The 17,624-nt window shown below is 72.1% G+C and carries 18 protein-coding genes and 1 pseudogene; 9 read left to right on the top strand and 10 right to left on the bottom strand.

Translation table 11 applies throughout. From position 1 onward, the window contains the following. Positions 1-12 precede the first annotated feature (12 nt). From ACFC8N_RS31940 to ACFC8N_RS31930, 3 genes are all read left to right on the top strand, one after another. A complete protein-coding gene (locus ACFC8N_RS31940) occupies positions 13-480 on the top strand; it encodes a pyridoxamine 5'-phosphate oxidase family protein (RefSeq protein ID WP_362817883.1) in 468 nt (155 codons plus the stop codon). Between the two features lie 237 nt (positions 481-717). Continuing rightward, the gene (gene cpt / locus ACFC8N_RS31935) at positions 718-1,239 is read left to right on the top strand and encodes a chloramphenicol phosphotransferase CPT (protein ID WP_376292015.1); all 522 of its coding nucleotides are present in this window, start codon (positions 718-720) and stop codon (positions 1,237-1,239) included. Further along, the gene (locus ACFC8N_RS31930; protein WP_362817880.1) at positions 1,236-1,664 is read left to right on the top strand and encodes an ankyrin repeat domain-containing protein; all 429 of its coding nucleotides are present in this window, start codon (positions 1,236-1,238) and stop codon (positions 1,662-1,664) included. The genes cpt and ACFC8N_RS31930 overlap by 4 nt, the downstream gene beginning before the upstream one ends. Before the next feature lie 604 nt (positions 1,665-2,268). Here ACFC8N_RS31930 and ACFC8N_RS31925 read toward each other — a convergent pair. Continuing rightward, positions 2,269-2,571 (bottom strand): 4-oxalocrotonate tautomerase family protein, encoded by a 303-nt coding sequence (locus tag ACFC8N_RS31925; protein ID WP_376291858.1) that lies wholly within the window; start codon positions 2,569-2,571, stop codon positions 2,269-2,271. Positions 2,572-2,682: 111 nt separating this feature from the next. Between ACFC8N_RS31925 and ACFC8N_RS31920 the strand changes: the two are divergent. Beyond that, positions 2,683-2,955, top strand: a pseudogene (locus tag ACFC8N_RS31920) (TetR/AcrR family transcriptional regulator); the annotation flags it as partial. A 152-nt stretch (positions 2,956-3,107) separates the two neighbouring features. On the opposite strand, the gene ACFC8N_RS31915 reads toward ACFC8N_RS31920, so the two are convergent. The 6 genes from ACFC8N_RS31915 to ACFC8N_RS31890 form a co-directional block, all read right to left on the bottom strand. Then, the gene (locus ACFC8N_RS31915; protein ID WP_356035861.1) at positions 3,108-3,869 is read right to left on the bottom strand and encodes a hypothetical protein; all 762 of its coding nucleotides are present in this window, start codon (positions 3,867-3,869) and stop codon (positions 3,108-3,110) included. 44 nt (positions 3,870-3,913) lie between these two features. Beyond that, positions 3,914-4,585: an acetate uptake transporter gene (locus ACFC8N_RS31910; RefSeq protein WP_356035859.1), complete on the bottom strand. Its 672-nt coding sequence runs from the start codon at positions 4,583-4,585 to the stop codon at positions 3,914-3,916. Positions 4,586-4,781: 196 nt separating this feature from the next. After that, a complete protein-coding gene (locus tag ACFC8N_RS31905) occupies positions 4,782-5,369 on the bottom strand; it encodes a LysE family translocator (RefSeq protein ID WP_376291856.1) in 588 nt (195 codons plus the stop codon). Positions 5,370-5,469: 100 nt separating this feature from the next. Next, the gene (locus tag ACFC8N_RS31900; RefSeq protein ID WP_376291853.1) at positions 5,470-6,066 is read right to left on the bottom strand and encodes a hypothetical protein; all 597 of its coding nucleotides are present in this window, start codon (positions 6,064-6,066) and stop codon (positions 5,470-5,472) included. Between the two features lie 227 nt (positions 6,067-6,293). After that, on the bottom strand, positions 6,294-7,745 hold the full coding sequence (locus ACFC8N_RS31895; protein ID WP_362817872.1) for a cytosine permease: 1,452 nt from the start codon (positions 7,743-7,745) through the stop codon (positions 6,294-6,296). Positions 7,746-7,844: 99 nt separating this feature from the next. Continuing rightward, positions 7,845-8,738: a polysaccharide deacetylase family protein gene (locus ACFC8N_RS31890; RefSeq protein ID WP_376291850.1), complete on the bottom strand. Its 894-nt coding sequence runs from the start codon at positions 8,736-8,738 to the stop codon at positions 7,845-7,847. 280 nt (positions 8,739-9,018) lie between these two features. Between ACFC8N_RS31890 and ACFC8N_RS31885 the strand changes: the two genes are divergently transcribed. The 5 genes from ACFC8N_RS31885 to ACFC8N_RS31865 all read left to right on the top strand — a co-directional run bounded on the left by ACFC8N_RS31885 (position 9,019) and on the right by ACFC8N_RS31865 (position 13,896). After that, positions 9,019-9,576, top strand: a complete 558-nt coding sequence (locus ACFC8N_RS31885; RefSeq protein ID WP_376291848.1) for a YciI family protein — start codon at positions 9,019-9,021, stop codon at positions 9,574-9,576. Between the two features lie 89 nt (positions 9,577-9,665). Further along, positions 9,666-10,322, top strand: a complete 657-nt coding sequence (locus ACFC8N_RS31880; RefSeq protein WP_356035845.1) for a hypothetical protein — start codon at positions 9,666-9,668, stop codon at positions 10,320-10,322. 433 nt (positions 10,323-10,755) lie between these two features. Further along, complete coding sequence (locus ACFC8N_RS31875; RefSeq protein WP_376291845.1) at positions 10,756-11,964, top strand: sensor histidine kinase; 1,209 nt, start codon at positions 10,756-10,758, stop codon at positions 11,962-11,964. Continuing rightward, positions 11,961-12,620, top strand: coding sequence for a response regulator transcription factor (locus ACFC8N_RS31870; RefSeq protein ID WP_356035840.1), 660 nt, complete (start codon positions 11,961-11,963; stop codon positions 12,618-12,620). The genes ACFC8N_RS31875 and ACFC8N_RS31870 overlap by 4 nt, the downstream gene beginning before the upstream one ends. Before the next feature lie 172 nt (positions 12,621-12,792). Then, entirely contained in the window at positions 12,793-13,896 is a 1,104-nt protein-coding gene (locus tag ACFC8N_RS31865) for a fatty acid desaturase family protein (protein ID WP_376291842.1), read from the top strand. Positions 13,897-13,942: 46 nt separating this feature from the next. Here ACFC8N_RS31865 and ACFC8N_RS31860 read toward each other — a convergent pair whose 3' ends face one another. From ACFC8N_RS31860 to ACFC8N_RS31850, 3 genes are all read right to left on the bottom strand, one after another. Continuing rightward, a complete protein-coding gene (locus ACFC8N_RS31860; RefSeq protein WP_376291839.1) occupies positions 13,943-15,349 on the bottom strand; it encodes a cation:dicarboxylate symporter family transporter in 1,407 nt (468 codons plus the stop codon). A 152-nt stretch (positions 15,350-15,501) separates the two neighbouring features. After that, positions 15,502-16,500, bottom strand: a complete 999-nt coding sequence (gap, locus tag ACFC8N_RS31855; RefSeq protein WP_376291837.1) for a type I glyceraldehyde-3-phosphate dehydrogenase — start codon at positions 16,498-16,500, stop codon at positions 15,502-15,504. Positions 16,501-16,656: 156 nt separating this feature from the next. Beyond that, positions 16,657-17,613, bottom strand: a complete 957-nt coding sequence (locus ACFC8N_RS31850; protein ID WP_376291834.1) for a GlxA family transcriptional regulator — start codon at positions 17,611-17,613, stop codon at positions 16,657-16,659. Positions 17,614-17,624: the final 11 nt, after the last annotated feature.

Raw genomic sequence — 17,624 nt, 5'->3', positions numbered from 1 at the left:
GGCTGCGGACTCATGAAGATCGAGGACACGGCTCGTCGGGGACGGCCGGAACGCATACGCGACACGCTGAAGCGGCTTGAGGCGGAACGGGACGTGTGGCTGTCGACGGCCCATCCCGACCACGGGCCGCACCAGTTGCCGCTGTGGTTCCTGTGGGACGGACGGGCGATCTGGATGTGCACCGGCGCGACGTCCGCGACCGCGCGCAACGTCCAGGCCGAACCGCGGGTGCGGCTGGCGCTGCCGGACACGTTCGACGTGGTGCTTCTCCAGGGCGAGGCGGAGGCCTTCTCCGACCGGGAGGTGCCCGCCGGGGCGGCCGAGGCGTACACCGGGAAGTTCGGCTGGGACCCGCGCGCGGAGGACGGCCCCTTTGTCTACCTCCGCGTCGTGCCGAAGACGGTGCGTGCCTGGCGCGGCGAGCCGGAGCTGCGCGGCCGGCTCCTCATGCGTGACGGGGTGTGGCTCGGGTCCGACTGAGCGCGTCGCACGCTTCCCCGCGTGCGGTCGGCCTCGGTACGGGACAATGCCGCCATGATCGAGGACATCCACACCGAGAGCGCTCCCTTCGTACGCTTCCCCGACGGCACCGAGCCGCCGCCGTCCCAGGCGATCAGGGTCGGTGACCTGGTGTTCACCTCCGGACAGGGGCCGCTCGACCCGGCCACGCACGCGATACCGGACGACCTCTCCGGTGCGGCCCCGACGAGGACCCGGGTGATCGTGCTCAACGGCGGTTCCAGCTCGGGGAAGTCCGGGATCGTGCGATGTCTCCAGGCCGTCCTGCCGGATCCGTGGCTGGCTCTCGGGACGGACACACTGGTCGACGCGATGCCGGCGGCCATGCGAGCATCGGACACCGGGATCGGGTTCGCCTCGGACGGAGAGGTCACGGTCGGACCGGAGTTCCGGCGGCTGGAGGCGGCATGGATCGAGGGGGTGGCCGCGATGGCCCGGTCTGGGGCGCGGGTCGTCGTCGACGAGGTCTTCCTCGGCGGGGCGCAGTCGCAGCAGCGCTGGCAGAAGGCGCTGGCCGACCTGCACGTGCTGTGGGTCGGCGTCCGGTGCGACCCCGGTGTCGCCGCCGGCCGGGAGGTCGCACGGGGTGACCGGGTCATCGGGATGGCCGCCGCCCAGGCGGACCTCGTCCACCGGGGCGTGATCTACGACCTTGAGGTGGACACCACCCGCGCCGAGTCGATGGAGTGCGCACGGACCATCGCGGGACACCTCAGGTGAACCACCGCCGACGCAAGAAGCTGTACCGGAAGCTGTTCACCGCGATCCTGCACGACGACGTCTCCCGCGTGGCAGCGCTCCTGCGCTCCGGGGCGGACCCGGAGCGGGGTGACGGCGACGGCGCCACCCCGCTCTACCTGGCGTCCGTGCACGGACAGGCCGCGATCGTCCGGCTGCTCCTGGCGGCCGGGGCCCGCCCCGACACCGAGAGCGGCGGACTCGGCTCGGAAGGCACGCCGTTGTGCGCGGCCGCCTGCTGGGGGCACACGGCCGCGGTGCGTGAGCTGTTGGCGCACGGTGCCGATCCCCGCCTGCGCGAGGACGACGGCACCGGCCGCACCGCCCTGGAGTGGGCACGCGACTGCGGCCATCCCGGGACCGCGGCCGTGCTGAGCGCCGCGGAGGCGACCGCTCCGGGCGTCTGACACAGCGGCAGGACGTCTACGGCTGCGCCCGCATCCCGGGGAACAGCCCGCGGGCCCGCTGCGGTCCGGGGCGGTGAACACCGCGTCGGCCGCAACCAGTCTGACGTCGGGGTCCGCCTCGGTCGTGATCGATCCGGTCACGACCGCCTTGCGGTCCTCCGTGCCCGTGCCGCGGGCGCGCACGCACAGCGGGGTCTCCAGCGGGACCGGGCGGGCCCTCGCGGGCGGGACCAGTGGGCCTGCCGGTTCGGTGAGGGGACCGTACGTCCGTGCGCCGTCGGGGAATTCGTCGTGGGCGCGGACGTCGTCCCGGGCTATGCGCAGGGCGACGCCGGTGAGGTACATGTCCGGCAGGGGCAGCTCGCCGGGGCGGAAGTGGTTGCCCGCGGACTCGCACACACCCTCCGGAGCAAGGGACTTGACGGCCAGGGCGAACTGGTCGACGCGTCCGGTGGCCTCCACGGCGATGCCGAAGCCGCGCGGAAGCGGCTCCAGGGACGCGGCGGTGGCGGCGCCCAGGGTGCGTGCCAGGTCGCGGTGCGCGGGCTCGGGGCCGGCGTAGAGGACTTCGGAGGCGCCGAGTGCCCGGGGGACATAGGTCGGTTCACGCGCCAGTGCGCTGCCCCTTCGCGAGGGCCGCCAGGGCGGCGTGGCGGATGACGGAGCCGCCGGCGCCCCAGGTGCCGTCGGCCTGCTCGTGCACCAGCACCCACACCCGCAGCGCGTCGGACTGCTCCGGCCCGGCGGCGGCCGGCACGGTCTTCGTGGCGTCCGCGACCAGACCGGCCTTGCGACGCCCGGTCAGGGCCCCTTGAGGGACGGTCACCGCCTGGGCGCGGAAGAACGCGGTGTCGGGGGCGCCCTCCCAGCGCAGCAGCACCGCGGCGAGGTCCCGCTCGCTGCACACTGCGCCGGCCCGCTTCGGTCAGGGCACCGGCGGGGGCTGTGAGCCGGATCATCGGCATCTGAGCACCCCTCCGTCTATGACAGTCGTCATAGAGCTCGGTCGCGATAGAGCATGGCGGCCTTCCTCGGCCTGTGGCGCGGGATCGTCGTGGACAGCGACTTCCGGGCCGGCCGTCCCGTCCTCGCCGTCGCCGTCGAGGAACCCCCGGGCCACGACCAGCACGCGCGCTCCGGGTTCACCGCCTGGGAGCGTCTGAAGGCCGACTCACTGCGTGCGCACGGCGCCGAGCCCGAGCGGGCGGCGCAGCCGGCGACGCTCACCGCCGCGGCCGTGGAGGGCACGGTCGCCGTGTGCCGCGCCAAGCGCAGCACCGAGCCCCTGGACCACACGGCGGACCGGCTCCGGACCCTGATCCTCGCCACGATCGAGGACCGACCGCACCCACCGAGGCCGGACCGGTTCCGGGCGTCCCGTAGGGGGCCGGGCCGAGGAGCTGGTGGCCGCTGGATGGCGCCGATGCGCGACCCCGGTCCCGGCTACTTCAGGATGTTGACGGCTCGGGCGACCACGAGGACCACGGTCACCAGGGACACCGACGACTGGAGCATCATCAGCATCTTGGACCAGCGGGACAGCGGCATGACGTCGGTCGGACTGAAGGCGGTGGCGTTGGTGAAGGACAGGTAGAGGTAGTCCAGGAACGCCGGCTCCCAGTCCGACGGGGCGATGTCCGGGCTCTGCATCTGGACGAAGAGGAAGTCCGCGTACCGGTGCTGTCCCCGGACCCTGGCCATCGGGCCGCCCCGGTCCCACTCCCAGTACCACAGGGCGAACACGATGACGTTCGTGACCCAGATGACGCCGCCGGTGAGCAGCAGCGGTACCGCCTGGTCGGCTCCCCGGCCGTTCACCAGGTCCGCCACGAGCCGGACCGCCGACCAGCCGTTGGCCAGGCTGATGACGCAGATCAGGGCGAGGCCGAGCCATCGCAGCCACCGGGTACTGGGCTCCACCCGCCGGGGGTTGGCGGCGACCAGACCGGCCAGCAGCACCAGCTCCAGCGCGGGCATGGCCCAGGCGGGGTGCAGGAGGATGAGCCGGTGCGGCAGCGTGAGCTGGAGGCCGACGGCCGCCAGGATCACGACGGTGACCGTCCAGCGCGGCTCGCCCCGGGTCACTCGCTGCCAGGCGGGGACGAGTTCCCGCTCACCGCTCTCCAGCAACCGCTCGATCCTGGCGAGGCGGCCCTCGGCGTCGCCCGGGCCGTCGCCCATGTCGTCATGCATGCCGTCGTTCATGAAGAGGATTGTCGCGGGCGACCCCCTGCCGACGGGAACCCCGCTCACGCGTCGGGCGGGACGCTCGACGCGCGCGCCGGAGCCGGTCCGGGCCGGCGCGAGCCCACGGGCAGGATCGTACGGCCGTGTGTCTCGTTGATGACGGTCGCCGCCGAGGCGTACCAGGCGGCCAGTCCCGTGAGGATGCCGAGCCATCCGCCGACCTGGGTCAGGGCGTGCGGCTCGGCCCCGGTCTGGAACGCCCCGATGGCCAGGAAGACGAAGGTGAGCGTCAGCAGCACCAGCACGGCCAGCACGGCCAGGCTGACCCGCAGCGCGGCGACGGCCATGTAGGCGGTGAAGACGGCCCACCCGAGCAGGAACAGGCCGAGGGCGTTGTGTGCGTCACCGGCGAGGGCCAGGCGCGGCGCGATCCACCAGTAACCCAGCCAGAAGGCGCCGTACGAGACGAAGACCGTCGCACCGAACGTGTTGCCGCGCCGGAACTCGAACAGGCCCGCCGCGAACTGGGCGAGACCGCCGTAGAACAGGGCGAGTCCCAGCACCGGAATGATCGCGGCGCCCTCCTTGAGCAGGTTGGCGTTGATGACCGAGAGCAGCAGGGTGGTGAGGGCGAAGCCGGCCAGGCCCAGCGGGGCCGGGTCGCCGCAGACCGCCGGGCGCGGAGTGTGTGCGGGCGGCTGCTCCGGGTGCAGGCTCCTCGTGTCCTCGTTCATGACCGGCTTCCCTTGTCTCCAGTTGTTCACTTTTACGAAAAGTACCCGTTTGCCGCATTCATTAGGCATGTCCCGAACGGGGAAATACGCGGCGCCGACGACGGGGACGAGGGGGCCGGGCCCGGGGGGGCCGAGGGAGCCGGTCAGCCGGCCGTCGTCGCGACGGCGAGCCCGAACCCGATCAGTACGACACCCGTCACCCGGCCCAGCGCCCGGCGCACGCGCGACGTGTGCAGCAGCGCGGTCCGGCCTTGGCCAGCAGGAGGACACAGCCGCCCAGCCAGGTCAGGGTGAGGCAGATGTGCTGGAGGACGAGGAACGTCATGACCCACGCGGTCGGCAGCCGGGGTGAGGCCGGCGTGGGGAGCAGTCCGGTGCAGAAGACGGCGATCTTCGGATTGAGGGCGTTGCTGACGAGCCCGGTCCGCCATGGGTTGCCGACGCGGGTGGGAGTGCCGGTCTGCGTCGGCACGGTAGCGCCGCGCCGGTGCTGCCACAGCGACTGCGCGCCCAGAGACACCGGATATCCGGCGCCGAGGAGCCTGACGGCCAGGTAGGCGCTCGGCGAGCCGGCGAGTACCGCCGCGAGTCCGGCCACGGTCAGCGCACCCCAGAGCAGCAATCCGGCCGCTGTCCCGCCCACGGTGCGCAGCGCGTCCCCGGTACCGGACGTGAGGGCGCGCCGGGTCACGACGGCCATGTCCGGTCCGGGCACGATGGTCAGCAGGGCGAGGACACCGACGGCTGTGGCGAGATGGGTCCGGAGGGAGATGTTCGCGGACATGGGATCAGGCTCCGATGACCCGATGTGATCGGTCCAGCGAAGGTTTCCTACCGATGGCCGTCGGAGAAACCGAACATTCGAGGACGTGGTGTCCGGCCGCTCATGCCGCCGGCGTGACGTCGCAGGGGCAGGGCCGGTACTCCAGGCCGAGTTCGCTGTCGACGGCGTGGCTGGTGCGGGTCGAGGCGTCGGCGACCTTCTCCCAGGAGCCGTACTTGGCGTAGAGCTGATCGGCGGTGGGGCCGAGCGGGTTGTCGTACTTGGCCATGTTGCGCTCTTCGAGCTGCCGGACCTCCTCGGGCGTCATGCCGGCCCGGGTGATCTCCTTGGCCTCGTTGCGCATGTCCACCAGCCGGCGGGCGATCTCCTCCGGACCGGCTCCCTCCGCGCGCATCTCGCAGCGCACACGGTCCATCTCGCCGATGAGCCCGAGGTACCGCATGCGGATGCCCCGCGCCTGCACCCGCTCCTGCGGGGTCTCGCGGCGGATCTGGCACACCACCGGCTCGGGGCTCGTACAGACTCCGGTGCTCGGCGGTGCCGTGGACAGCGGGGCCACGACGACCGGGCCGCCGCAGTAGTCCGCGCACTGGGCGGGTGCTGCCGCGATCGTGCTGGGCAGGGTGGTGGCGGCCACGGTGGCCAGCACGACGGCGGCGCGTCGCAGGACGCGCGGGGTGAAGGACGGTACACGCATGGTGCCAGTCTTCGGACGGGCGGGCTCCGGGGGCGAGTGGCGCGCGTGAAGATCACACGAGGGAGTGACACAGGCCGTCGGGCGTGCCTCGATCCGTCAACTCCCTTTGCCCGAAGGCGGGATGCCGACGGCGGCCCGCGCGCGGGGAACCGACCCGGGCGCCGCGACCAAGCCACCGCCGAGCCCCGGGCTCGCCGCCCTCCCCAGCGTCCTGCCCGCCGGTTCCCTCAGGGCTCGCGGTGCTCGTGGGCCGCCTGTTCCAGTGCCGCCGCCTCGGCCTGGGCCAGGCGGGTCTCGCCCTCGACGTCGATCGAGCGGGTCAGCCACCAGTACAGCAGGGCGGACACCGGCAGGCCGATGAACAGGGAGATGTCGGCTCCGCCGAGGGCCTTGGCGGCGGGGCCGACGTACAGGGTGCCGACGGAGAAGAAGGGGATCATGGCCACGAAGCCGACCACGTAGGCGATGATGCCGTGCCAGCCCCAACGGCCGTAGATGCCATGGGGGTTGAAGATCTCGGCGATGGCGTAGTGGCCGCGGCGGACGACGTAGTAGTCCATGAGGTTGACCGCGGTCCACGGGATGAAGAGGTAGAGCACGAGCAGCAGGAAGTTGTTGAAGTTCTCAAGGAAGTTGGCGGTCGCGGCCAGCGCGCCGATCAGGGAGAGGGCCGCGGTCAGGCCGAGGGTCAGCAGGCGTACGCCCAGGGTCGGCCGCACCCGCTTGAACGAGTCGATGCCGCTGATGAGGGTCAGTGAACCGCCGTACATGTTCAGGGCGGTGACGGACACCAGGCCCAGGGCGGCGAAGAGCAGGACGATCGCGCCGAAGCCGTCGAACACCTTGTCGCCCGCGGCGTTGATGGACTTGATGGTGTCGAAGTCCTTGCCCGCCCAGGCCGCCAGCAGGGTGCCGAGGACCATCAGCCAGATACCGCCGAGCGCGGAGCCGAAGTACGTCCAGTAGAAGGTCTTGCGGACCGTGACGCCCGGCGGCAGGTAGCGCGAGTAGTCGGAGACGTAGATGGCCCAGCTGATCTGGTAGCCGGCGACCACGCCGAACTGGGCGAGGAACGGCGTCCACTTGAAGGCGCCGAGGTCGAAGGAGCCCGCCGGGTAGTGCAGCGTGACGAGGACGCCGACGGTGAAGATCCCGAAGATGACGAGGAAGGTGTACGTCAGGATCCGCTCGGCCTTGTGGATGATGTCGTAGCCGACCAGTGCGATGACGAGCGCGACCACGGTGACCACGACGACCCACAGCTTGACGCTGCCGTGCAGGGTGGTGTGCAGGGAGTCGGCGGCGAGGATGCTGTTGAAGACGTTGAAGCCCGCGTACTGCACATAGGCGAACAGCCATACGAGGAGGGCGCCGACGTAACCGAACTGCGGGCGCGACTGGATCATCTGCGGCAGGCCCAGCTGGGGCCCCTGCGCCGAGTGGAAGGCCATGAAGAACGTGCCGACGACCGTGCCGGCGACGATGGCCAGCAGCGACCAGATCAGGTTGCCGCCCGAGGTGATGCTGATCAGCCCCACGGCCAGGGTGGCGATCTGGGCGTTGGACATGAACCACAGCGGGCCCAGATGCCAGAGCTTGCCGTGCCGCTCGTTCAGGGGGACGTAGTCGATCGACCGGACTTCGAGGCCTGACACCCTCGGCTCCGCTGAAGTGCTCATGACGCCTCCCGTGCCCGGTCCGTCCCTGAGGGACATTGTTCTCCCGCAGGGGCCCGCTGACGAGTGCCGAGGTGCGGGTTCGCGTGATCGTTATCGACGTCAGGCGGGAAACGCGTCCGAAAGGCGGACGAAGCGGTGGCCGGTGGCGAGCAGATGCGGGACGGCACTCGCGATACCCTCGGCCGTGCCGCCCTCGGGGTGGTTCATGTGACAGATGACGATGGAACCGCCCGGCGCCGCCGCGACGGTCTCGTGGACCTGCCGGTGGGTGAAGGTGGCGCCGCCGTCGCCGTTGACGGAGAAGCTGGCGAAGCGTTCCCCGAGGTCGCGGACGATGCGCGCCGCGACGTCGTCGCAGTACGCGGTGCCGGAGCGGAAGAACCGGGGCGGGGCGCCGAGCAGCCCGGTCAGCTTGGCCCGGTTCCCCGCGACCTCGTCGTACACCTCGCCCGCGCTGCGGGTGCCGGGGATGCCGTAGGCGGAGCGCCCGGAGACCGAGAGGGGGAGGTGGCGGGTGCCGTGGTTGGCGATCTCGAACTGCGGCTCGCCGGCCAGCCGGTGGAACTCCGCCGGATTCTCGTCGATCCAGCGGGAGTTGAGGAACAGCGTCGCCGGGACCTGCCGCTTGCGGAGGAAGTCGATCAGCTCGCGGTCGAAGCCGCTGCCGCCGCGGCCGCCGCACGCGTCGAAGGTCAGCGCGATCTCGTTCTTCGCTGTCGGCAGGGAGTGCACCACTCCGGGCGCGTCGAAGCCCCAGGAGTGCGGCACGCTGTGTCCGTAGCGGGCCACGATCCGGGCGCGGGTGACGGTGGGTCCGGTCGCGGTCCCCGACACCGGGGCCGTGGTGCCGGAGGCCTGCGGGGCCGGGGCCTGGCCCGTCTGCGACGAGCCGGGGGAGGCGGCGGAGGCGTCAGTGCCCTTCTTCTGGTCCGCGCACCCGGCGAGCAGACCGCCCGCCATGGCGGCGAGCACCACGCGACGACCGGCAGTCATCCGTCCGCACCTCCACACCTGATCCAACGCACCTGAACCGACGCACCTGATCGAACACACCTGGTGGAGGCCGCCTCAGCCGGCGGGCTCCCCCAGACGGCCACCGTACGCAGCGCACCGGCCCCGACCGTGAAGACGCAGGTAAGCGCCGGTAAGAGATCGTCCAGAATCACTCGACACGCGGCATGTTCCACTGCCGCGGCCTCCGCGACGGCAGCGGGCCGGCCCACGCCGAAAGTTGGTTGAGAGGCCGCCCCGCGGTGCGGAAGGCTCTGGGTTCATGGAGTTCTTCTGCTACCACCGCGACCGCCCCGGCTCCTCGCCACTGCGCCAGGAACTGCTGGAGGACCACTGGTCCTACATGGACCGGTACGCGCGGGAGATGATCGCGCGCGGCCCCACCTTCGCCGCCGACGGTACGACGCCGACCGGCAGTGTGCACGTCGTCGACCTGCCGGACCCCGCCGCCGCGCGCGCGTTCGCCTTCGACGAGCCCAACTACCAGGCCGGCGTCTACCGGGACGTGCTGCTGCGCCGGTGGCACAACATGCTGGGGCGCACCATGTGGGACTTCCCCGGCGGCCGGACCGGCGGCAACCGCTACCTGGTGCTCGGCCTCGGCGCGGAGTCCGCCGCCGAGCCCGCGCTGCCGGCCGACCGGGACGAGCTGATCGCGTACGGACCGCTGCTGTCGGACGACGGTACGACCCGGCTGGGCACGGCGGCACTGGTCCGCGCGCCGGACCGGGACACGGCCCGAGCCGTCCTCTCCGCGGACGGGCACGCGGCGGTGGAGGTCCACGACTGGGAGTTCGGGGGCCGCCGGACGGTCCGGTGACGTCGGGGTGGCCGGCCCGGCCGTCGAAGGACGTGGGCCCGTGATCAAAGGGCGGGCGGGACCCGGTCCTGTCGCGATACGGTCCGGCCATGCCCCTGTCAGCGAAGACCGCCTACTCCCCGTCCGCCGTCACCGCGGACGACGTCGACCTCGCCGTGCGGCTCGCCGTGGCCGTCCTGCGCGAGGCACCCCCGCACGCCTGGGACGGCAAGGCCGGCTCGCTGGACTGGGACTGCTGGGAGACCGTCGAGCATCTCGCCGACGACCTCTTCGCCTACGCCGCCCAACTGGGTCCCAGGACACCGCCGTTGGAGGGCGAAGTCCCCTTCGTCTGGCAGCGCCGACGGCCCGGCGGGCCGGCGAACGTGATCCACGCCGACCGTACGGCGGGGTCCGCCGGGCTGTTGCAGGTGCTGGAGGCGAGCGGCGCGCTGCTGGTCGCCATGGTGCGTACGACGCCCCCGGGGATCCGCGCCCACCACGTCTTCGGCGTCTCCGATCCCGAGGGGTTCGCGGCGATGGGGATCACGGAGACCCTCGTGCACACCTACGACCTGGCGCAGGGGCTCGGCCTGCCCTGGAGCCCGCCCGCCGATCTGTGCGCGCGGGTGCTCGCCCGGCTCTTTCCCGACGCCCCCGACTCCATGGATCCCTGGCGCACGCTTCTGTGGGCCACCGGACGCGGTGAACTGCCCGGCCGCTCCCGCCTGACGACCTGGCGCTGGGACGGCACGCCTCGCGCGTAGGCCCTGTCGTGACGCCGTCGGCGCTCCCGGCCGGAGCCGAGTGCGGCACCGCGGGTCAGGGGCGGGCGCGAACGCCGATGCCGCCGCAGACGACGAGGTTGTCGCCGGTGATGCAGCCGGCTGCGTCAGGGACGAGGAAGGCCACGGCTTCGGCGATGCAGGCGGGAGCGCCGACGGGGCCGAGTGGGAGCCCTGAAGCGGTTCCGCCTCCTGCACAACACCGCCTCGCTGCTGCCGGTCGGCTCGAAAAGCGGCTGCGGTTCCAGGAGGACATGCTGCTGCTCGTAGAGGCGGCGACGCGCGCCGACCGATTCGCCCACGGGCGTACGTCCCCGGGCCGATGCCGGGCGGGGTGACGGCTCGTTAGTGTCGCGGCGTGCTCACTTCACCGGCCGACCCGCTCGGCCCCGCCGTTGCCCGCAAGGAGTTGCCCGTGACGAGGAGAACGATGTTCGCCGACTGGGCGTGCGGCGTGCTGTACGTCTTCCTGGTACTGGTCCTGCTGACGGGCGCACCGCGTGCCTCGGGCGTTCTGTACGCCGTCGGATGCCTGCTGGCGGTGAGTCTGCTGACCGGTGTCGTACGGCGGCGGCCGGCGGCGGCTCTGACGCTGACGCTGCTCGGGGCCACCGCCGCGGTGGTCATTCCGCACCGCCCCACCCCCATCACGCTGACGTTGCAGGGGCAGGCCCCGTTCCTGTCGTTCCTCGCGGCCGACCTCGCGCTGGGGTACATCGTCGCCACCCGGACCCGGCGGGCCGCCCTGGCCGCCGTGGCACTGGCGTTCACCGTGCAGTTGCTGGTGATCGGTGCCTTCTCCCACGGGGACTTTCTGGTCCTCAACGGCGCCATCGGCCTGCTGTCACTGATCGCGTCCTGCATGGTCGGGCTGCTGTTCCGCGAGCGCCGCGAGCATGCGGTGGCGCTGCGCGCGCAGGAGGTGGCGGAGGCCGTCACGGCCGAACGGCTGCGGATCGCACGGGAGTTGCACGACATGATCGCGCACAGCATCGGCATCGTCGCCATCCAGGCCGGGGTGGCCGGGCGGGTCATCGACACACAGCCCGGGGAAGCGCGCGAGGCGCTGCGGGCCATCGAGGCCACCAGCAGGCAGACCCTGTCCGGCCTCCGCCGCACCCTGGTGGCGCTCCGCCGGGCCGACCCGGACACGACGACGGCCGCGGCGGGCGCGGCGGGCTTGGCGGGTGCCGGGGAGGAGTCGCTCGCGCCCGCGCCGGGACTCGCGGATCTCGAACGGCTGGCGGCGGCGACCGCGGACGCGGGAGTACGGGTCGAGGTGCGGGTCGGCGGGGCGCAGCGGCCGTTGCCGGCCGAACTCGACCTGGCGGCCTACCGTATCGTGCAGGAGGCGCTGACCAACGTGGTCCGCCACGCGGGCACCGGCGCCTGCCGGGTGGCCGTCGACTACGGGGACGAGGAGCTGACGGTGGAGGTCGTCGACGACGGGCGGGGCGCCACCGGTGCCGGCCCGGGGCACGGCTTCGGCATCATCGGCATGCGCGAGCGGGCGGGGCTGTTGCACGGCCGGCTCAGCGCCGGGCCGCGTCCCGAGGGCGGCTTCCGGGTGGTGGCGCGGCTGCCGCTGCCGGAGTCCGTCGCGGCCGGGGCCGAGGCCCGATGAGCATCCGGGTGGTCCTCGCCGACGACCAGCCCCTGGTGCGGTCCGGGCTGCGTGTCCTCATGGCCGACCATCCCGACCTGGAGGTCGTCGGCGAGGCCGCCACCGGTGACGAGGCGGTCCGGCTGGTCGAGGAACTCGCCCCCGATGTCGTGGTGATGGACATCAGGATGCCCGGGACGGACGGCATCGAGGCCACCCGCCGGATCACGACCGGCCCGACGGCGGCCCGTGTCCTCGTCCTGACCACGTTCGACGAGGACGACCATGTGTACGGCGCGCTGCGGGCCGGGGCCGGTGGCTTCGCCGTCAAGGACATGGCGCTGGACGACATCCTCGGCGCGATCCGTGTCGTCGCCGCGGGAGACGCACTGATCGCGCCCGGCGTGACCCGCCGTCTGATCGCGGACTTCGTCGGCCGCCCCGCGGCCGCACCGGAGCGCCGCGTGCGGCGTCTGGCGGGCATCACCGAGCGGGAACGCGAGGTGCTGGCCCTCGTCGGACGCGGTCGCTCGAACACCGAGATCGCGGAGGACCTCTTCATCACGGTCGCCACGACCAAGTCCCACGTCTCGCGCCTGCTCACCAAACTGGGCGCCCGTGACCGGGTCCAGCTCGTGATCACCGCGTACGAGACGGGGCTGGTCGAACCGTACTGAGCCCTCACGTCGCGCGTACGCACCACTCGCGCCACTCCCCGACACCGGGTGAACGCACGGTTCAGGGGCCCGCGGTGGTGAGAACACCCTGGGCACAGTGGGGAAAGCCCCCGGTGGGGAACGGTGACTGGCAGGCTGTTTCGGCCGGACCTCCGTTCCCAGACTCGTGTGCATGACGATTTCCACCGACACCACAGGCACCGCCGAGACCGCTGACACCTCTGTCGCGTCCGGTGCCCCTGCCATCCGCTCCCGTACGTCCGGCTCCGGCGGCGGCAGCGACTTCGCCCGGTTGTCCCGGCGCATCACCGAGGCGGGTCTGCTGAAGCGGCGCCCCGGCTACTACACGGCACGGCTCGGTCTGGTGATCGCGCTGCTGGCAGCCGGCTGGGGGACCTTCCTCGCGCTCGGCGACACGTGGTGGCAGCTGGCGGTGGCCGCGTTCCTGGCCTTGGTGTTCGGGCAAGTGGCCCTGGTGGCCCATGACCTGGCGCACCGGCAGGTCTTCGGTAGCGCCCGCAGGAGTGAGATCTGGGGGCGGCTCTTCGGCAATCTCGGGATCGGCATGAGCTACGGCTGGTGGATGAACAAGCACACCCGCCATCACGCCAACCCCAACCACGAGGAGCTCGACCCCGATGTCTCCCCGGACATCCTGGTGTGGTCCACCGAGCAGGCGCGCAACAGCCGGGGGGTGGCGCGGCTCATCGGCGGGCACCAGGCGCTGCTGTTCTTCCCGCTGCTGACGCTGGAGGGGTTCAATCTGCATGTCTCCGGCGTCCGGGCGCTGCGCTCGCCCTCGATGAAGAAGCGGTCGTTGGAAGGGGTCCTGCTCTTCCTGCACATCGCGGCCTATGTGTCGGCGCTGTTCCTGGTGCTCTCCCCCGGCAAGGCGGTGGCGTTCCTCGCCGTCCACCAGTGCCTGTTCGGTGTCTACCTCGGCTGCACCTTCGCACCGAACCACAAGGGCATGCCCACCCTCACCGGTGACGACCGGCCGGACTTCCTGCGCCGCCAGGTGCTCACCTCCCGCAACGTGCGCGGCGGCCGGCTCACCGACGTGATGCTGGGCGGGCTCAACTACCAGATCGAACACCACCTGTTCCCCAGCATGCCCACGCCGCATCTGCGCCGTGCGCAGGTCGTCGTGCGCCAGTACTGCGCCGAGATCGGGGTGCCGTACCACGAGACCGGGCTCATCCGGTCCTACCGCGAGGCCCTCACCCACATGCACCGGGTGGGAGAGCCCATCAGGCGGCAGCGGCGGGCGTCCTGACGGCACGTCAGGCGGGGTGGAGTGAGGCCGCCGGGACGCCGGCAGGTCAGTCGGCCCGCACAGGATGACCGGAGTCCGTCTCCGTCACGGGCCGAACGGCCCTGTGCGGGCCGGGCGATGCGGCCGCGACGGCCGTGTCGTCCTGCTCCTCCGGGACGAAGACGGCCTCCCCGGTCAGCGCCTTCCTCGCACGCGCGGTGTCCAGAGCGCCCTCCCAGCGGGCCACGGCGAAGGCGGCCACGCAGTTGCCGAGGAGGTTGGTGGTCACGCGCATCGAGTCCATGACGCGGTCCACGCCGAGCAGCAGGGCGACAGCCCCGGCGGGGATGACCCCGAGTGCGGAGGCGGTCGCCGACAGGGCGAGGAACGCCGAACCCGGCACGCCCGCCATGCCCTTGCTGGTGAGCATGAGCATCAGCACGACGGTGATCTGCTGACCGATGGTGAGGTGGACGCCCACCGCCTGGGCCATGAACAGCGTGGCGACGGAGAGGTAGATCGAGGCGCCGTCGAGGTTGAAGGAGTAGCCGGTGGGCAGGACGAGGCCCACGGCGTCGTCGCGGCAGCCGGCGTGCCGCAGCTTCTGCATCATGCGGGGCATGACCGTCTCGCTGGAGGCGGTGCCCAGGGCGAGCACCAGCTCCTCGCGGGTGTAGCGGACGAACTTCCACAGGCTCAGCCCGGTGAACGCCTTCAGCGCCACCGCGAGCAGGGCGAGGAACAGCACGGCGACGCCGTAACAGACCGCGATGAGCTTGCCGTACGTCGACATGACGCCCAGGCCGTACTGGCCGACCAGGTGGGCGGTCGCGCCGAAGACCGCGAGGGGCGCGAGCCGCATGACGAAGCCGACGACCGCGAAGACGACCTCCTGCGCCTGCTCGACGGCCGGCAGGATCGCGGGCACCTTGGTGTGCCCGAGGTGCAGCAGGGCCGCCCCCACCAGGCAGGCCAGGACGAGGACTTGGAGCAGGGAGTTCTCGGCGAACGCCCCCACCGCGCTCTCGGGCAGCGAGTGCAGGACGAACTGGCTGGTGGACGGCAGGGATCCGCCGCCGGTCTTCGCGTCGACGGCCGAGGCGTCGAGCCGGGACGGATCCACGTGCATGCCCGCGCCGGGCCGGACGAGGTTGCCCGCCACCAGGCCGATCAGCAGGGCGAACGTCGTCGCCACCTCGAACCAGAGCAGCGCCTTGACGCCGATGCGGCCGAACGCCCGCAGGTCGCCGGCCTTGGCGATGCCGGTGACGACCACGCAGAACACCAGGGGTGCGATGACGGCCTTGATCAGCCGCACGAACCCGTCGCCGAGCAACTGGACTGCGGTGCCCACGTCGGGCCAGAGGCGCCCGACGACGACTCCGAGCACCAGGGCACAGGCCACCTGGGCGAACAGCGAGGTGCGCAAGAGACGCAGGGCGCGTCGCCGCAGGGACGGTACGGACAGCGACACGGGCATCCTCCGAGCCTTGGTTCCGTCATGCGGAAAGCGCATTCCGATGGATGCCCGCAACTATGGATCAAGACACGACTCCACAGAAGTCCACGAGCCCAGGCCGTGGAAATCTTGGATGTTCGTCCAAGCTCCGGCCGTCGCGCGAACGGTCAGGCGGCGGCGAGGAGTTCGAGGGTGTCGATCACGCGGTTCGAGAAGCCCCATTCGTTGTCGTACCAGGCGACCACCTTGACGTGCCGGCCGTCGACGCGGGTGAGGGCCGAGTCGAAGATCGAGGAGGCCGGGTTGCCAGTGATGTCGGAGGAGACGAGCGGGTCCTCGGAGTATTCGAGGATGCCGGCCAGCGGGCCCTGTGCCGCGGTGCGGTAGGCGGCCAGGACGTCGTCGCGGGTGACGTCGCGGCGGACGGTGGTGTTGAGTTCGACGAGGGAGCCCACGGGGACCGGCACCCGGATGGAGTCGCCGGACAGCCTGCCGTCGAGGCCCGGCAGCACGAGGCCGATCGCCTTGGCGGCGCCGGTCGTGGTCGGCACGATGTTCACGGCGGCGGCACGGGCGCGGCGGGCGTCGCGGTGCGGACCGTCCTGGAGGTTCTGCTCCTGGGTATAGGCGTGCACGGTCGTCATGAACCCGTGCTCGATGCCGGCGAGTTCGTCCAGCACGGCGGCCAGCGGCGCGAGCGCGTTGGTGGTGCAGGAGGCGTTCGAGACCACGGTGTGCAGGGCCGGGTCGTAGACGTGCGTGTTGACGCCGTAGGCGAGTGTGACGTCGGCGCCGTCCGAGGGTGCGCTGACGAGGACCTTGCGGGCGCCCGCGTCGAGGTGGGCGCGTGCGGCCTTGGCCGAGGTGAAGCGGCCGGTCGACTCCAGCACGATGTCCACGCCGAGGTCGGCCCACGGCAGTCGGGCCGGTTCGCGCTCGGCGAGCACCCGGATCCGGCGGCCGTCCACGACGAGGTCGTCCCCGTCGGCGGCCACCGGGCGGCCGAGCCGGCCGGACGTGCTGTCGTAGGCGAGGAGCCGGGCCAGGGCGGTGGGTTCGGTGAGGTCGTTGACGGCGACGACTTCGAGGGCGCTGTCGCGCTCCAGCAGCGCGCGCAGCACATTGCGTCCGATGCGGCCGAATCCGTTGATGGCGATGCGCGTCACGGGTGGTGTCCCTCCGGTTGATCACTGCGGGTCATCACCAGCGTCGCGTGCGACGTCCGGCCGTGGCAGTGTCCGGAGCGCCATGGTTCGCAAGGATCGCGCCACCCTCCGCGTCACACCGCTCTCGCGGTGCTCGTCGCCCTGGCTCCCGCCCGGTCATTCGCCCCGGGTGAAGGTGCGCCGGTACTCGCTCGGGGTGGTGCCGAGGATCTGCTGGAAGTGCAGGCGCAGATTGGCACCGGTGCCGAGTCCGACGTCGACGGCGATCTGCTCGATGCCGCGCTCGGAGCGTTCCAGCAGTTCGCGGGCCAGGTCGACGCGGGCGCGCATGACCCACTGCATCGGTGTGTAGCCGGTGTCCTCGACGAAGCGCCGGGAGAAGGTGCGCGGGGAGACGGCCGCGTGCCGGGCGAGCACGGCGAGGCTGAGGGGCTCGCCGAGCCGGTGCAGGGCCCATTCGCGGGTCGCGGCGAACCGTTCACCGAGCGGCTCGGGCACGCTGCGCGGCACGTACTGGGCCTGGCCGCCGCTGCGGTAGGGGGCGGCGACCAGGCGCCGGGCGGCGTGCTTGGACGCGGCGACGCCGAGGTCGCCGCGGAGGATGTGCAGGCACAGGTCGATGCCGGAGGCGGCGCCGGCCGAGGTGAGGACGCTGCCCTCGTCGACGAAGAGCACGTTCTCGTCCACCTGGATCAGCGGATGCCGGGCCGCGAGTGCCCGGGTGTAGTGCCAGTGCGTCGTCGCGCGTCGGCCGTCGAGGAGACCGGTGGCGGCGAGGGCGAAGGCGCCCGTGGAGATGGCCGCGAGGCGCGCACCCCGGGCGTGGGCGGCGCGCAGCGCGTCGATGACGGCGGGCGGCGGGTCGTCGCGGTCCGGGTGCCGGTAGCCGGGGAGGAAGACGATGTCGGCCCAGGCGAGGGCGTCGAGGCCGTGGGCGACGTGGTACGACAGCCCGTCGCCGCCGGTCACGAGCCCGGGCGCCGCGCCGCACACCCGCACCTCGTACGGCATGCTCGCCCGGGTCGTGAACACCTGCGCGGGGATGCCGACATCGAGCGGCTTCGCGCCGTCGAGCACGAGGACGGCGACGCGGCGCAGACGGGAGGCGGACACGGCGACCAGGG

Origin of the sequence: Streptomyces sp. NPDC055966 (assembly GCF_042269865.1) — a bacterium.
Taxonomy (GTDB): Bacteria; Actinomycetota; Actinomycetes; order Streptomycetales; family Streptomycetaceae; genus Streptomyces.
This window is presented reverse-complemented; position numbering and strand designations above follow the sequence as displayed.

What these genes read in the sequence shown, in the direction of transcription:
- ACFC8N_RS31890 (WP_376291850.1), bottom strand. Translation starts at nt 8,738, where the DNA reads ATGACTGCCGGTCGTCGCGTGGTGCTCGCCGCCATGGCGGGCGGTCTG.
- ACFC8N_RS31905 (WP_376291856.1), bottom strand. Translation starts at nt 5,369, where the DNA reads ATGTCCGCGAACATCTCCCTCCGGACCCATCTCGCCACAGCCGTCGGT.
- ACFC8N_RS31880 (WP_356035845.1), top strand. Translation starts at nt 9,666, where the DNA reads ATGCCCCTGTCAGCGAAGACCGCCTACTCCCCGTCCGCCGTCACCGCG.
- ACFC8N_RS31915 (WP_356035861.1), bottom strand. Translation starts at nt 3,869, where the DNA reads ATGAACGACGGCATGCATGACGACATGGGCGACGGCCCGGGCGACGCC.
- ACFC8N_RS31900 (WP_376291853.1), bottom strand. Translation starts at nt 6,066, where the DNA reads ATGCGTGTACCGTCCTTCACCCCGCGCGTCCTGCGACGCGCCGCCGTC.
- ACFC8N_RS31940 (WP_362817883.1), top strand. Translation starts at nt 13, where the DNA reads ATGAAGATCGAGGACACGGCTCGTCGGGGACGGCCGGAACGCATACGC.
- ACFC8N_RS31885 (WP_376291848.1), top strand. Translation starts at nt 9,019, where the DNA reads ATGGAGTTCTTCTGCTACCACCGCGACCGCCCCGGCTCCTCGCCACTG.
- ACFC8N_RS31865 (WP_376291842.1), top strand. Translation starts at nt 12,793, where the DNA reads ATGACGATTTCCACCGACACCACAGGCACCGCCGAGACCGCTGACACC.
- ACFC8N_RS31910 (WP_356035859.1), bottom strand. Translation starts at nt 4,585, where the DNA reads ATGAACGAGGACACGAGGAGCCTGCACCCGGAGCAGCCGCCCGCACAC.
- ACFC8N_RS31870 (WP_356035840.1), top strand. Translation starts at nt 11,961, where the DNA reads ATGAGCATCCGGGTGGTCCTCGCCGACGACCAGCCCCTGGTGCGGTCC.
- ACFC8N_RS31895 (WP_362817872.1), bottom strand. Translation starts at nt 7,745, where the DNA reads ATGAGCACTTCAGCGGAGCCGAGGGTGTCAGGCCTCGAAGTCCGGTCG.